General features: G+C 54.3%; 15 protein-coding genes. 8 read left to right on the top strand and 7 right to left on the bottom strand.

Annotation, left to right across the window (positions count from 1 at the left end):
* Nucleotides 1-60: 60 nt before the first annotated feature.
* Nucleotides 61-591: a single-stranded DNA-binding protein SSB1 gene (gene ssb1 / locus AC2TE5_RS01680; protein WP_023310055.1), complete on the bottom strand. Its 531-nt coding sequence runs from the start codon at nucleotides 589-591 to the stop codon at nucleotides 61-63.
* Between the two features lie 251 nt (nucleotides 592-842).
* Between ssb1 and uvrA the strand changes: the two genes are divergently transcribed.
* Nucleotides 843-3,665 carry an excinuclease ABC subunit UvrA gene (uvrA, locus tag AC2TE5_RS01675; RefSeq protein ID WP_108418088.1) on the top strand — a complete coding sequence of 941 codons (2,823 nt, stop codon included), beginning with the start codon at nucleotides 843-845 and terminating at the stop codon, nucleotides 3,663-3,665.
* A gap of 3 nt (nucleotides 3,666-3,668) precedes the next feature.
* Here the strand turns inward: uvrA and AC2TE5_RS01670 are convergent, their stop codons facing one another.
* From AC2TE5_RS01670 to tyrB, 4 genes are all read right to left on the bottom strand, one after another.
* Nucleotides 3,669-4,022, bottom strand: a complete 354-nt coding sequence (locus AC2TE5_RS01670) for an MmcQ/YjbR family DNA-binding protein (protein ID WP_023310053.1) — start codon at nucleotides 4,020-4,022, stop codon at nucleotides 3,669-3,671.
* A gap of 2 nt (nucleotides 4,023-4,024) precedes the next feature.
* A complete protein-coding gene (locus tag AC2TE5_RS01665) occupies nucleotides 4,025-4,441 on the bottom strand; it encodes a secondary thiamine-phosphate synthase enzyme YjbQ (RefSeq protein ID WP_484612544.1) in 417 nt (138 codons plus the stop codon).
* 113 nt (nucleotides 4,442-4,554) lie between these two features.
* Entirely contained in the window at nucleotides 4,555-5,268 is a 714-nt protein-coding gene (gene aphA / locus AC2TE5_RS01660) for an acid phosphatase AphA (protein WP_059347291.1), read from the bottom strand.
* A 217-nt stretch (nucleotides 5,269-5,485) separates the two neighbouring features.
* The gene (gene tyrB / locus AC2TE5_RS01655) at nucleotides 5,486-6,679 is read right to left on the bottom strand and encodes an aromatic amino acid transaminase (protein WP_395305173.1); all 1,194 of its coding nucleotides are present in this window, start codon (nucleotides 6,677-6,679) and stop codon (nucleotides 5,486-5,488) included.
* A gap of 206 nt (nucleotides 6,680-6,885) precedes the next feature.
* On the opposite strand from tyrB, the gene AC2TE5_RS01650 reads away from it, so the two are divergent.
* The 6 genes from AC2TE5_RS01650 to AC2TE5_RS01625 all read left to right on the top strand — a co-directional run bounded on the left by AC2TE5_RS01650 (nucleotide 6,886) and on the right by AC2TE5_RS01625 (nucleotide 9,835).
* Entirely contained in the window at nucleotides 6,886-7,443 is a 558-nt protein-coding gene (locus AC2TE5_RS01650; protein ID WP_023334176.1) for a DUF2589 domain-containing protein, read from the top strand.
* Nucleotides 7,444-7,518: 75 nt separating this feature from the next.
* Nucleotides 7,519-8,121 carry a DUF2589 domain-containing protein gene (locus AC2TE5_RS01645; RefSeq protein ID WP_484612543.1) on the top strand — a complete coding sequence of 201 codons (603 nt, stop codon included), beginning with the start codon at nucleotides 7,519-7,521 and terminating at the stop codon, nucleotides 8,119-8,121.
* Nucleotides 8,121-8,570 carry a lysozyme gene (locus tag AC2TE5_RS01640; RefSeq protein ID WP_213329659.1) on the top strand — a complete coding sequence of 150 codons (450 nt, stop codon included), beginning with the start codon at nucleotides 8,121-8,123 and terminating at the stop codon, nucleotides 8,568-8,570. Before AC2TE5_RS01645 ends, AC2TE5_RS01640 begins: the two co-directional genes overlap by 1 nt.
* An 18-nt stretch (nucleotides 8,571-8,588) precedes the next feature.
* On the top strand, nucleotides 8,589-9,071 hold the full coding sequence (locus tag AC2TE5_RS01635) for a ribonuclease domain-containing protein (RefSeq protein ID WP_213329662.1): 483 nt from the start codon (nucleotides 8,589-8,591) through the stop codon (nucleotides 9,069-9,071).
* A 65-nt stretch (nucleotides 9,072-9,136) separates the two neighbouring features.
* Entirely contained in the window at nucleotides 9,137-9,544 is a 408-nt protein-coding gene (locus AC2TE5_RS01630) for a hypothetical protein (protein ID WP_023334172.1), read from the top strand.
* Nucleotides 9,545-9,835 carry a hypothetical protein gene (locus tag AC2TE5_RS01625; protein ID WP_213329665.1) on the top strand — a complete coding sequence of 97 codons (291 nt, stop codon included), beginning with the start codon at nucleotides 9,545-9,547 and terminating at the stop codon, nucleotides 9,833-9,835.
* 84 nt (nucleotides 9,836-9,919) lie between these two features.
* Here the strand turns inward: AC2TE5_RS01625 and AC2TE5_RS01620 are convergent, their stop codons facing one another.
* Nucleotides 9,920-10,513 (bottom strand): response regulator transcription factor, encoded by a 594-nt coding sequence (locus AC2TE5_RS01620; RefSeq protein WP_484612542.1) that lies wholly within the window; start codon nucleotides 10,511-10,513, stop codon nucleotides 9,920-9,922.
* A gap of 317 nt (nucleotides 10,514-10,830) precedes the next feature.
* Between AC2TE5_RS01620 and AC2TE5_RS01615 the strand changes: the two genes are divergently transcribed.
* Complete coding sequence (locus tag AC2TE5_RS01615) at nucleotides 10,831-11,961, top strand: ENY2 family protein (RefSeq protein WP_213329671.1); 1,131 nt, start codon at nucleotides 10,831-10,833, stop codon at nucleotides 11,959-11,961.
* A 51-nt stretch (nucleotides 11,962-12,012) separates the two neighbouring features.
* On the opposite strand, the gene alr is transcribed toward AC2TE5_RS01615, so the two are convergent.
* Entirely contained in the window at nucleotides 12,013-13,092 is a 1,080-nt protein-coding gene (alr, locus tag AC2TE5_RS01610; RefSeq protein ID WP_448637970.1) for an alanine racemase, read from the bottom strand.
* Nucleotides 13,093-13,098 lie beyond the last annotated feature (6 nt).

Below are 13,098 nucleotides of genomic sequence, written 5' to 3'. Positions count from 1 at the left end.
CCTTACGGACTAAAAAAACCCAGACCATGGTCTGGGTTTTTTGTTTTAAGCACTCGGAAATCAGAACGGAATGTCGTCGTCGAAATCCATTGGTGGTTCGTTAGACGGCGCCGGAGCAGACTGCTGCTGCGGACGTGACTGTGCGCCACCGCTGAACTGGTTGCCGCCCTGCGGCTGCTGAGGCTGACCCCAACCGCCCTGCTGCTGGCTCTGGCCGCCACCTGCCGGTGCACCACCGCCCTGACGGCCACCCAGCATCTGCATGGTGCCGCCCACGTTAACCACAACTTCAGTGGTGTACTTCTCAGCACCGGACTGATCGGTCCATTTGCGGGTACGCAGCTGGCCTTCGATATAGACCTGAGAACCTTTACGCAGATACTCACCGGCCACTTCGGCCAGTTTGCCAAACAGCACAACGCGGTGCCATTCGGTCTGCTCTTTCATCTCACCGGTCGCTTTATCACGCCAGGATTCGGAAGTAGCCAGCGTAATGTTGGCAACTGCGCCACCACTCGGCATGTAGCGTACTTCCGGGTCCTGGCCCAGATTACCGACGAGAATCACCTTGTTTACGCCTCTGCTGGCCATGTTCGTGTCTCCTGAATACGTTTCTTAATAGTGTAAACGCGCGAGTGTACCATTTCCATGCTGCATTTTGATAGCTGCGAGATGGATTCCAGAGTTCTCGTGCGAACACAACATTGTTACACAGCCAATCAGAAAATGCATTCCAATACTGTATATTCAAACAGGTCAAATTGTGTCATAATTAGCCGTTTCTGACAGCCGTTTGTCCTTCAAACAAATCAGGCAATCCGTGTTCCAACCGGGAAAGGTGAATGGATAAGATCGAAGTTCGGGGCGCCCGCACCCACAATCTCAAGAATATCAACCTCATAATCCCTCGCGACAAACTCATTGTCGTGACCGGGCTTTCGGGGTCTGGCAAATCCTCACTGGCTTTCGACACTTTGTATGCCGAAGGACAGCGTCGTTACGTTGAATCACTCTCTGCGTACGCGCGTCAGTTCCTGTCGCTGATGGAAAAACCGGATGTCGACCATATTGAAGGGTTGTCCCCTGCTATCTCTATTGAGCAGAAGTCCACCTCGCATAACCCGCGCTCAACGGTCGGTACCATTACCGAAATTCATGACTACCTGCGTCTGCTGTATGCCCGCGTGGGCGAGCCGCGCTGCCCGGACCACGACGTTCCGCTGGCGGCCCAGACCGTAAGCCAGATGGTGGATAACGTGCTGTCGCAGCCGGAAGGCAAACGCCTGATGCTGCTGGCGCCGATCATCAAAGAGCGAAAAGGCGAACACACCAAAACGCTGGAGAACCTGGCAAGCCAGGGCTATATCCGCGCCCGTATCGACGGCGAGGTGTGTGACCTGTCCGATCCGCCAAAGCTGGAGCTGCAGAAGAAGCACACCATCGAAGTGGTGATTGACCGCTTCAAGGTGCGTGACGATCTCGCCACGCGTCTGGCGGAATCCTTTGAAACGGCGCTGGAACTCTCTGGTGGCACGGCCGTGGTCTCCGACATGGATGACCCAAAAGCGGAAGAGCTGCTCTTCTCCGCCAACTTTGCCTGCCCGATTTGCGGCTACAGCATGCGCGAGCTGGAACCGCGCCTGTTCTCGTTCAACAACCCGGCGGGCGCGTGCCCGACGTGTGACGGCCTGGGCGTACAGCAGTATTTCGACCCGGACCGCGTGATCCAGAACCCGGAGCTGTCGCTGGCGGGCGGCGCCATTCGCGGCTGGGACAAACGTAACTTCTACTACTTCCAGATGCTGAAATCGCTGGCGGAGCACTACAAGTTCGACGTCGAAGCGCCGTGGGCGAGCCTGAGCCCGAACGTGCACAAAGTGATCCTGTTCGGTTCCGGCAAAGAGAACATCGAGTTCAAGTACATGAACGATCGCGGCGATACCTCCGTGCGTCGTCACCCGTTCGAAGGGGTGCTGCACAACATGGAGCGCCGCTACAAAGAGACCGAATCCAGCGCGGTGCGCGAGGAGCTGGCGAAGTTCATCAGCAACCGCTCCTGCGCCACCTGTGAGGGCACACGTCTGCGTCGCGAAGCGCGCCACGTGTTTGTGGAAAACACCGCGCTGCCAACCATCTCAGACATGAGCATCGGCCACGCGATGGACTTCTTCAACAACCTGAAGCTCTCCGGCCAGCGCGCAAAAATTGCCGAAAAAGTGCTGAAAGAGATCGGCGATCGCCTGAAGTTCCTGGTGAACGTCGGCCTGAACTACCTGACGCTTTCCCGCTCGGCGGAAACGCTCTCCGGCGGTGAGGCCCAGCGTATCCGTCTGGCCAGCCAGATTGGCGCGGGCTTAGTCGGCGTGATGTACGTGCTTGATGAGCCGTCCATTGGCCTGCACCAGCGCGACAACGAGCGTCTGCTCGGGACGCTGGTTCACCTGCGCAACCTCGGCAACACGGTGATCGTGGTCGAGCACGACGAAGATGCGATCCGCGCGGCTGACCACGTCATCGACATTGGCCCAGGCGCTGGCGTACACGGCGGTCAGGTGGTCGCGGAAGGCACGCTGAAGGACATCATGGCGGTGCCCGAGTCGCTGACCGGCCAGTTCATGAGCGGCAAGCGCAAGATTGAAGTGCCGAAACAGCGCGTAGCGGCAGATCCGGAAAAAGTGCTGAAGCTGACCGGCGCGCGCGGCAACAACCTGAAAGACGTCACCCTGACGCTGCCGGTTGGCCTGTTTACCTGCATCACCGGCGTATCCGGTTCCGGTAAATCGACGCTGATCAACGATACGCTGTTCCCGATTGCGCAGACGGCGCTGAACGGCGCGACGCTGGCCGAGCCTGCTCCGTACCGCGACATTCAGGGGCTGGAGCATTTCGATAAGGTTATCGACATTGACCAGAGTCCGATTGGCCGTACCCCGCGCTCTAACCCGGCGACCTATACCGGCGTCTTCACGCCAGTACGTGAACTCTTCGCGGGCGTGCCGGAATCACGTTCACGCGGCTATACGCCAGGACGTTTCAGCTTTAACGTGCGCGGCGGCCGCTGCGAAGCGTGCCAGGGCGACGGTGTGATCAAGGTTGAGATGCACTTCCTGCCGGATATCTACGTGCCGTGCGACCAGTGCAAAGGCAAGCGCTATAACCGTGAAACGCTGGAGATTAAGTACAAAGGCAAGACCATCCACGAAGTGCTGGATATGACCATCGAAGAGGCGCGCGAGTTCTTTGACGCCGTCCCTGCGCTGGCGCGTAAGCTTCAGACGCTGATGGACGTGGGCCTGACCTATATTCGTCTGGGACAGTCCGCCACCACGCTGTCCGGCGGTGAAGCGCAGCGCGTGAAGCTGGCGCGTGAGCTGTCAAAACGCGGCACCGGTCAAACGCTCTATATTCTGGACGAGCCGACCACCGGCCTGCACTTTGCCGACATCCAGCAGCTGCTCGAGGTTCTGCATCAGCTCAGAGACCAGGGCAACACTATCGTGGTCATCGAACATAACCTGGACGTGATTAAAACCGCGGACTGGATTGTCGATCTCGGCCCGGAAGGCGGCAGCGGCGGCGGTGAAATTCTCGTCTCCGGTACGCCAGAGACCGTTGCAGAGTGCGAAGCCTCGCACACCGCGCGCTTCCTTAAACCGTTGCTGTAACTGTCACACGGAGAGTTGCTGTCGGGTGGTTTCCGGCAGCAGCTCAACCGCCTGCTGATAGGACGCGTCCACCAGGTAGTAAATCTGCGAGCCAGGAATCGATCCGTCCAGATAGACGGTGCTCCAGTGCGCCTTATTGAGGTGCTTGCTCGGCCTCACGTCATCATGCTGCTGGCGTAGCAAATCCGCCAGTTCAGGGCTGGTTTTCAGCGACGCCGCCGGGCGGCCTTCCACCTCTTTCACCATCGCAAACAGCACATCTCCCACCTTAATCTGCGTGGCTTTCCAGTCGCTGTGGACGCTCTGCTCCGCGCCGGGCTTGCTCATGCAGTACTGAAGTATCTCCGAAATTGTCATCTTTATTCCCCTTGTAGCGTGGCGATAATTTTACGCGAACCACCGTGAATGCGATGCTCTCCCAGCCAGATCCCCTGCCACGTTCCCAACATCAGCCGCCCGTTGTGAATCGGCAGCATCAACGATACGCCCAGCAAAGAGGATTTAATATGCGAAGGCATGTCGTCCGCCCCCTCATAGTCATGCTCATAAGGCGCGTTGTCCGGGACGCTCTTCAGAAAATAGTGCTCCATGTCGGACCGGACGGTGGGATCGCAATTTTCATTAAGCGTGAGAGAGGCGGACGTGTGCTGAAGCAGCAGATGCAGCAAACCCGTTCTGACGCGCGACAGGTCGCGGAGTTGCCCGATGACTTCATCCGTCACCAGGTGAAATCCGCGTGGTTTTGCGCTTAAGGTCAGGGTCTGTTGGTACCACATGTGCTGCTCCGTGATGAAAGATGAATCTTTCTAAGTGTGCAGCAAGAAGACGAAAGGTAAAACCCGCAGCAGCGAGATTTGATTAAAAAAGAGTCAAACCCGCTGCCGGGTACTTAATACTCCGAATTGACGATCACCTCTTCGCCAAACTTTCCGGCCATCGGCAGCGGTCGATACGTGGAGTTAGAGGCACGTAACACCCTGATCCCTCTGGCACCCACGTCATGCGCGGCGGTGATGTCGTTATCTGAATCGCCGTAGAATACTTTGATATTTTTCTTTTCCAGCCACTGGGTTTTGGTGTTTTGCCCTTCTTTGTCACCGGCAAAAATTACCGGATTCATGCTAGTCGCCGGGATCTGGAAATCATCCTGCAGCGTTTTAGAGACGGTTTCCGTTTTGGTCTGGCTGCGGCCGGTCACAAAATAAATGCTGTCACCGCGCTTCACGTGCATGGCAATAAGCGCACGGGCAACCTCTTTCGGGATGCTGAATTCGTCCCAGCCGTTATTCATTTTTTCCCAGAATTCCGGGTTCTTCAGATACGCTTCGCTGTCTGGTGAATACGTTTTCTTACCGCGCCAGAAGCCGGGGCTTGAGAACAGCACGGTATCGTCAATGTCAAAACCTACGGCCATTGGCGCACGGCCCATCAGGCTATTTTCGATTTGGGCCACGGAAACCCAGTGAATGGGCGCCTGCTCGGCAAGAATGGCGGCGGTGGTGCCGGTATAAAGCGGCGTCGGGGCAGAAGCTCGAGCGACGACGGCGCTATTAAGCGAGAACAATAAGCAGGCGGCGCTGAGCGCCAGTGTGATCTTGCGCATATTTTCCCCTGAATATTCAGTTTGTTATCGTTTTAATTTGAGCGGATGGTCAAAAAACTATCCGACCATAACCCCAGCGGGAGGTGAAGGAAAGGAGTTTTTGCTTATGAAGCTGAATAAAAAGAAGACGATCACAAAAGGCCGGGCAACCTTTTTGTGCGGCCTGATGCCCTCACCCCGGCCCTCTCCCACGGGGAGAGGGAGGGTTGGTAAGTACTTACATCACAGCAGCAAACGCCTGCGCCACGCGATGAACGTTGCTGGCATTCAAACCCGCCACGCACATACGGCCGCTGGCGATCAGGTAGACGCCGAACTCTTCGCGCAGGCGATCGACCTGGGCCGCACTCAGTCCGGTATAGCTGAACATCCCGCGCTGCTTGAGCAGATAGTCGAAATTATGTCCCGGCACGGCCTCTTTCAGGACGTTAACCAGCTCCTGACGCATCGTCTGAATGCGCTGGCGCATGGCTTCCACTTCCGCAAGCCAGGACGCTTTCAGCTTTTCGTCACCGAGCACCGTCGCCACCACCTGCGCACCAAAGTTCGGCGGGCTGGAGTAAATGCGGCGCACCGTCGCCTTAAGCTGGCCGAGCACGCGACCTGCCGCTTCGGCGTCTTCACACACCACGGAAAGACCGCCAACGCGTTCACCGTACAGGGAGAAGATTTTAGAGAAGGAGTTGCTGACCAGCGCTGGCAGCCCGGCGCTGGCAACGGCGCGAATGGCGTATGCATCTTCTTCCATGCCCGCGCCAAAGCCCTGGTAGGCAATGTCGAGGAACGGGATCAGGTTGCGGGCCTTCAGAACTTCAATCACCGCATCCCACTGGGCATTGGTGAGATCCGCACCGGTCGGGTTATGGCAGCATGGATGCAGCAGTACAATACTGCGCTCCGGCAGGGTGTTCAGTTTTTCCAGCAGCGCTTCAACGCGCACGCCATTAGTTTCGCTGTCAAACCACGGATAGGTCGCCACTTTGAAGCCTGCGCCCTCGAAGATCGCAACGTGGTTTTCCCACGTCGGGTCACTCACCCACACGCCTGAATCCGGGAAGTATTTTTTCAGGAAGTCTGCACCCACTTTCAGCGCACCCGAGCCGCCCAGCGTCTGGATGGTCGCCACGCGTTTTTGCGCGAGCACCGCGTGATCGGCACCAAACAGCAGCGGCGCAATGGTGCTGCGATAGGCATTTAACCCTTCCATCGGCAGATAGAGCGACGCGCCGTGTGGAACAGCGTTCAGACGCGCTTCAGCTTCGGCTACGGCCTGCAGCTGAGGAATAAAACCCTCGTGGTTGTAATACAAACCGATGCTCAGGTTCACTTTGTCGCTGCGAGGATCTTCTTTGAAACGCTCCATTAAGGAGAGGATAGGGTCGCCGGCATAGGCGTCAACTTTCTGAAACACGCGATGAGTCTCCGGAATTCGATGAGGCAGGGATTTCAACAATAAACCGGAATATCACACAACACCACCCCTTAAGATTATCCTGCGTTCGGCATAGGTTTTTTGCGTCCTCTCGCCATGCCATTTACCCAATATTTTCCCCTTCTCGCTTTCCGTAATGTGGCTCCTGCGCAACCGCGCATTCACTGATTCAAGGAGTTCACATCATGGATTCACAATTTATTGGTTCAGTTATTAACGCCCTGCCGCTGGAGCATATGATCGGCGGTCCGCTGCAGGCGATGATCAAAGCACAGGTCCAGGCGAGCAAGGCCTATACCGACTTCCTGCTCTCCGTCTGTATTAAAGACGGCAAAGCTGTCGCGATCGAATTCGACTACGACGAAACCGTGGTTGACGAACAGGGGGTCAATAAAGGCAGCGTGACCCGTAAGATGAGCATTCCGCTCCTGGCGGCTGTCACCCACCCCATCATCTGCATCGAGGACGGCACCATCGACTTTGAGCTGGAAGTGAGCCAGAGCGAAGCCAGCTCCAGCAGCACCGAAGCGGAAGCCTCCGTGGAAGCGTCCGTCGGCTGGGGCGTATTCAAAGCGAAAATGACCGGCAAGGTCTCCCATAAATCGGAGCAGACCCGTTCGACCGATACACGCGCTAAATACTCCATCCATACCCAGATTAAACGCCAGGAGCCACCTGAAGCTCTGCAGCGCGTAATTGATTACCTGACCAACGCCAAAACCAAGCCCGTCGCCGCGCAATAATCTCCCACGCCGCGACATACGTGCGATTCCGTAACGCAGGGGCTACCCGGGTAGCCCTTTTTTCAGGAGCGAAATATGTCTTTTAAAAAATGGCTGCGCGGCGGCAAGGATGAAGAGCCGGAAAACAGGGCGGGCAAAGAGGATGAAGGCACGCCGCCGGTACAGGAAAACACGCCTCCAGCGCCTCCAGCCGATATTCCCGGCGTACCGATCTCGCTTGAAGATATTACGCGAGGGATGCAGTACGCGGCCACTGCGGCCAACGAACTGATTGCTCAGCAGTATATGAAGGCACTGGATCCTTTTTTCGAGCCCGCAGAAGACGGTTCGTTGATTCCGCGCACGGTACAGCTGGCACTGGACGAAAAGCACTACTTTGACCTGCCCTTAGTCGCACTTTCGACACCGCGCGGGCTGATGCTGGAAAAGATGAAGGTCAACCTGACGATCCGCACGGAAGGCATGCAGGCACCTTCCCGCCAATCCGGTGAAAACGAATTTGGCCGCTTTCACGTCAGCCTTTCGCCTTCCAGCGATAACAAAGGCGGGCGTGATAGCCGCCACGTCGATGTGGAGATGCAATTTACCGCGCTTGAGCCGCCGGAGAGCGTCATGCGTTTGATTGACGAATACACCAACAAGGTGATTCCCCGCCCGAAAGCAGAGGAGACTTCGTAATGCAAAAACAACCAGAACGTACAGGTGATAAGGGCATTCAGCTTATTTGCCAGTTCGAAGGGCTGAAGCTGGAGCGTTATCGCGATGCCGTAGGTTTGTGGACCATCGGCTACGGCCATTTGATCCTCAAAGAGGAGATGGAAAAGTTCACCAAAATTACCACCGGTGAAGCCAAAGATCTGCTGCGCAAAGATCTGAAACGCACCGAGGAGGGCGTGAAAAAACTGCTGAGCAGCGCTTCGACACAGAACCAATTCGACGCGCTGGTTTCATTCGCCTTCAACCTTGGCGTGGGCAATTTAAAGAAATCAACGCTGCTCAAAAAATTCAACGCAGGCGATATCCAGGGCGCCGCACTGCAGTTCAAAAGCTGGAATAAAGCAGGCGGTAAGGTTTTGACCGGTCTAACCCGACGCCGCGAAGCAGAAATGAAGCTATTTCTCAGTTAACTCAACAGGAAAAACACAATGAAACCACTATCCATAGTCAAAATAGCGATGCTGTCTGTTTCATTATTTACCGTTTTACAGGCAACCGCCGCCACGCCAACCTGCGAAGATGAAATAAAGGAAGCCAACGCCTTTTTATCTTCTCAGGGTATGCCGCCCGTCAATAACGTGACCGATCTGGCGACAACGCTTCGTAATATAAAAAATTTTGGGCGTCTGCCCGACCGCTATATCACCTCCGAGGAAGCCAAACGCCTCGGCTGGTCGGGTAGTGAAAGCGAATCGCTTTGGGGGGTGAAACTCACCCATCAAAAATGGATCGGTGGCGATAAGTACAGCCGTAGCGATCTTCCTGCCAGTCAGCCCTGGCTTAGCGCGGATGTCGATGTCGTGAAAGGATATCGTTCTCCTAAGCGCTTGATTTACAGCCTGTCAGGGCAACAGCGTTTTATTACAACCGATAAGTACCAGCATATTGTTGAGCTGGATCCCTGCCAATAATAAGCGCCCGTTACGATAATAAATCCCCTTTTCCAGGGGGATTTATCCTTGCAGAGGATGAACGTATGTCTGACATCTATCTCCCGACTCTCATCAGTGAAGCCTTGCTGGCTTTTTCAGGTTTATTTGGCGGCGTCAGTATCTCGTTTTTCTGGCAACCGCAGCGATTGCACCAGCACAGCCGATTTATGGCAGGCATTATTTTTGGCGGAATCAGCATGGGCGCGGCCGTCGCATTAGGTGGATTATCAGCCCGCTGGTTAAAGATAGACCTCAATCAGGCCGATATCACGCTTGGTTTAGGGTATATCCTCGGTGCAATGAGTAATGGCCTGATCGTCTGGCTGGCAAACTTTTTCCGCCGGCATGAACAGCGCGATATTTTTGATGTTGCAAGCGTCATCAAAAGTAAAGTCAGACATGAGTCACTTTCTCCGCCTGATTTAACCCACAACAAACCCGATGGAGAATAAATGCTTAACATGATGAATGGCTGGGTGCTCCCCTTTATTATCTTCGTCGACCTGGTTACATCGCTGCTGATTTTGTTTGCCGCCTATAGTCGACGAGTCCATGCCCTGCCGGTAATGTGTAAAATCGGCTTAGCCGCCCTTGCCTTTGGTTTTTTTGGTGAGAGCAGCTTAAACATGAAATTTATTCTTACCGGCGCTGATATACTGAGTGACAGCTTTCCGTTCTGGCTATTGCAGGACTTCGGAACGCTGGTAGTGGTGATATATTATTTTAAATCTCAGTACCGTTAAAAAAACAAAGCGCAACAGAAGTCTGCTGTTGCGCTTTTCTCTTAACGCGTTTTGACTGCAGCCCTTCGTTTTGCTGAAAATTGCCTAATTAGCCATATATTTAAAATAGAGCATTGCGGCCTGAGTCCGATTGTTGACCTGTAATCGGTGAAAGATGGATTCCAGATGCACTTTGACCGTACCTGCACTGATATTCAATTGCCTGCTGATCTGCTTATTTGTTCCTCCATTAGCCAGCAGCTTGAGAACCTCCTTCTGCCGACGACTCAGGGAGTGGATCGGCAAACCGCCAGTGGGTTGTTCTCGCTGGACCACTGCTTGTTCCGGAAAGCAGACCACCCCCGAGGAGACCATGCTAAGTATCTGGCTGATTTTTTCGGCGGGTAGATCCTTGGTAAAAATACCCTTAATGCTTTGGCGGATGTAGAAGTTGAATATCTTATCCGTCGCTTTTCGTAACATTACCACGATCGGTAGCTCAGGCCAGTTTGTCATCAAACTAGTGATAAAATCACGGCACTTCATTTCACCATCCAGCAAAATAATGCTGACCGGCATAGCGGTTAAAATTGCGTGTGCATCCTCAAAATTGTTCGCTGCAAAAACAGTGCATTCCGGCATTACGCGTTCCAGCTCTGTTTTCATACCGTGAATGAAGATCGGTAATTCATCGATCATTAATATATTCATCGTAGCATAACCCCGTGTGAAATCTATTTTCTTAGATTATTCAACCTACTTATTCCGAAATTAAGTATGCGTGCTATTGCAAAACTGTAAAAACAGCATTCGGCATAAGGCGAATGTCATATACCCTAAGCAAAAAGTTAAGCAGTACTACACATTAAACATAGCTATGTTTAATTAAGAACGATCTTATCGTTATCAAAAATAGCCTGGGCTCAATAGCATATTCCCCGAAATATTGCTGACACGTATTATTTAACTGCACGCGTGTCATCCACCTACATATTAATATTTCAATGAGGTCATTTATGACAATACTAACAGTGTATTTCTGTGGTACTGGATCTAATAAATTTGATGAGTCTCATGCTAATTACTGGAACGGCGAACTCATCTCTTCTCTGGCTGCCAATAACAAGGGTAAAGAGTTCGCCGAATGGGTCATTCTTGATGGCCCGGGAAGCGGCAATCTACAAAGCGATGAGCTTTGGGTCAAAAGCGGAGAATATTCTCAGCTTCGCGCCCAGCTTCTGGGCAGCGGCTGGAATGAAAATGTTCAGCACGCGATCAATATTATCAAAGGCCACGTTGACTGGCAGCGTGAGAAGCTCACAAAAGAAAACTACGAACAGCTCAAAAAGGCGGGCGTGCCGATTCAGGACGTTGAGGTTACCGGTTCTTTTTGGTGGCGTAAATATGACTATGGCGATCGTAAAGTGACCCAGCAGGCGCTGCAGCAGCAAATCATCAAAACCTTCCGTCAGGGGCAGATCCTGCCCACTCAGGTGAATCTTGTTGGGTGGAGCCGGGGAGGAATTAGCTGCCATATGCTTGCCAATGCAATGTTGGCCGATCCCCTTTTAACGACGATCCCGGTGAATATTTTTGCGGTCGATCCGGTCCCGGGCATGGGTAATTTCCAGACGGAAAAAGTCACTCTGGGTAGCAACGTTAAGGAGTATGTGGCTTTCTACGCCAGACATGAGCGGTCAAAAGGTTTCTCGTGCGTCATTCCACAGACCGATAGCGCAACAAAAGTACATATTTACCCCATGTCTGGCCGCCACGCTACGCTGGTGGGGAATGCTTCGGCCAATGGGAATAGCGGGGAAAAAGTAGTCCATGAACCCGGCACAATAGTGCGCCATTTCGCCGAAGTCTGCCTGCAAAGATGGGGCGTCACGCTGGATAAAAAGCTCAATCTGGATGGGGTGCAGCTGCTGGAATTGCATCAGACCATTCAGCGTAACGCTCCGCTATTCGCCGAGATGCAGAAAACGGTGTACACCATTTCGGAAAACGATGGAGGGGAACGCTATGTCTCGCTGGGCAGCACTGGAAAACGGTTCTCGTCCATCCAGGGTTCCCGCTTCAGTCCGGAGTCAGGGCTAGCGTCGGATTATTTGACTAATCAGGCGATCTATAACGTGTTGAAATAAGCGTTACGCGTCCAACGGCAGCTTATGCCGTTGGACTACTCTATGCGAGTCTCAATCAATGTACTTCATCGCTACCCTTGACGTCAGGCGCGTGATAAGTTCGTAAGCACTTACTTTCGTGATTTCAGCAATGCGTTCAACGGGCAGGCCCTCTCCCCACATCACGACATCGTCGCCTGGCTTATCCTGGGCTTCAGGCCCCAGATCGACACAAATCATGTCCATCGCCACGCGGCCAACAATCTTCACCTCGCGACCGTTGACCAGAACCGGCGTACCCGACGGTGCGGCACGCGGATATCCGTCACCATAGCCCATCGCCACCACGCCAAGACGGGTGTCACGCTCGCTGGACCAGGTACCGCCGTAGCCCACCGGCTCACCCGCTTTATGGTCACGCACGGCAATCAGGTTAGAGACCAGTGACATGACCGGCTGGAAGCCAAAGTCCGGCCCCCAGGGTTTGTTCTCCAGCGGCGACACGCCGTAGAGAATGATGCCCGGTCGCGCCCAGTCGAAATGCGACTGCGGCCACAGCAGAATACCGCCGGATGCCGCAATCGAGCGCATCCCCGGCTTGCCTTCGCAGAAGGTGTTAAAGATATCCAGCTGCCGCTCGGTCGCACCGCACTCGGGCTCATCGGCGCGGGCGAAGTGGCTAACGATATTCACCGGCTGGCGCACGTTTTTGCACCGGCATAAACGCTGATAAAACGCTTCCGCGCTCTCCGGACGCACGCCCAGACGGTGCATGCCCGTGTCGAGCTTCATCCATACGGTCACCGGCTCGCTCAGCTCGGCGGTTTCGAGTGCGGCGAGCTGTTCTTCGTTATGCACTGCCGTGTGAAGATGCTGGTCAGCGATGGTCGGCAAATCTGTGGCTTCGAAAAAGCCTTCGAGGAGCAAAATGGGTTGAGTAATGCCGCCCGCGCGCAGGCGGAGGGCTTCTTCAAGACGGGCGACGCCAAAGGCATCGGCATCGGGGAGCGTTCGCGCGGTCTCCAGAAGACCGTGTCCGTAAGCGTTCGCTTTCACGACTGCAACGAGCTTGCTGGCGGGTGCCAGTTCACGCAGACGTTGCAGGTTGTGTCGCAGAGCGCGGCGGTTAATAACAACAGTTGCCGCTTGCATTTGAAT

Source organism: Enterobacter sp. N5-15, from assembly GCF_057221635.1.
This window is presented reverse-complemented; position numbering and strand designations above follow the sequence as displayed.

Coding starts and splice junctions, on each gene's coding strand:
- AC2TE5_RS01670 (WP_023310053.1), bottom strand. CDS start 4,022: ATGACAATTTCGGAGATACTTCAGTACTGCATGAGCAAGCCCGGCGCG.
- AC2TE5_RS01630 (WP_023334172.1), top strand. CDS start 9,137: ATGTCTGACATCTATCTCCCGACTCTCATCAGTGAAGCCTTGCTGGCT.
- AC2TE5_RS01650 (WP_023334176.1), top strand. CDS start 6,886: ATGGATTCACAATTTATTGGTTCAGTTATTAACGCCCTGCCGCTGGAG.
- uvrA (WP_108418088.1), top strand. CDS start 843: ATGGATAAGATCGAAGTTCGGGGCGCCCGCACCCACAATCTCAAGAAT.
- alr (WP_448637970.1), bottom strand. CDS start 13,092: ATGCAAGCGGCAACTGTTGTTATTAACCGCCGCGCTCTGCGACACAAC.
- AC2TE5_RS01640 (WP_213329659.1), top strand. CDS start 8,121: ATGCAAAAACAACCAGAACGTACAGGTGATAAGGGCATTCAGCTTATT.
- AC2TE5_RS01645 (WP_484612543.1), top strand. CDS start 7,519: ATGTCTTTTAAAAAATGGCTGCGCGGCGGCAAGGATGAAGAGCCGGAA.
- AC2TE5_RS01625 (WP_213329665.1), top strand. CDS start 9,545: ATGCTTAACATGATGAATGGCTGGGTGCTCCCCTTTATTATCTTCGTC.
- aphA (WP_059347291.1), bottom strand. CDS start 5,268: ATGCGCAAGATCACACTGGCGCTCAGCGCCGCCTGCTTATTGTTCTCG.
- AC2TE5_RS01665 (WP_484612544.1), bottom strand. CDS start 4,441: ATGTGGTACCAACAGACCCTGACCTTAAGCGCAAAACCACGCGGATTT.
- AC2TE5_RS01615 (WP_213329671.1), top strand. CDS start 10,831: ATGACAATACTAACAGTGTATTTCTGTGGTACTGGATCTAATAAATTT.
- ssb1 (WP_023310055.1), bottom strand. CDS start 591: ATGGCCAGCAGAGGCGTAAACAAGGTGATTCTCGTCGGTAATCTGGGC.
- AC2TE5_RS01620 (WP_484612542.1), bottom strand. CDS start 10,513: ATGATCGATGAATTACCGATCTTCATTCACGGTATGAAAACAGAGCTG.
- AC2TE5_RS01635 (WP_213329662.1), top strand. CDS start 8,589: ATGAAACCACTATCCATAGTCAAAATAGCGATGCTGTCTGTTTCATTA.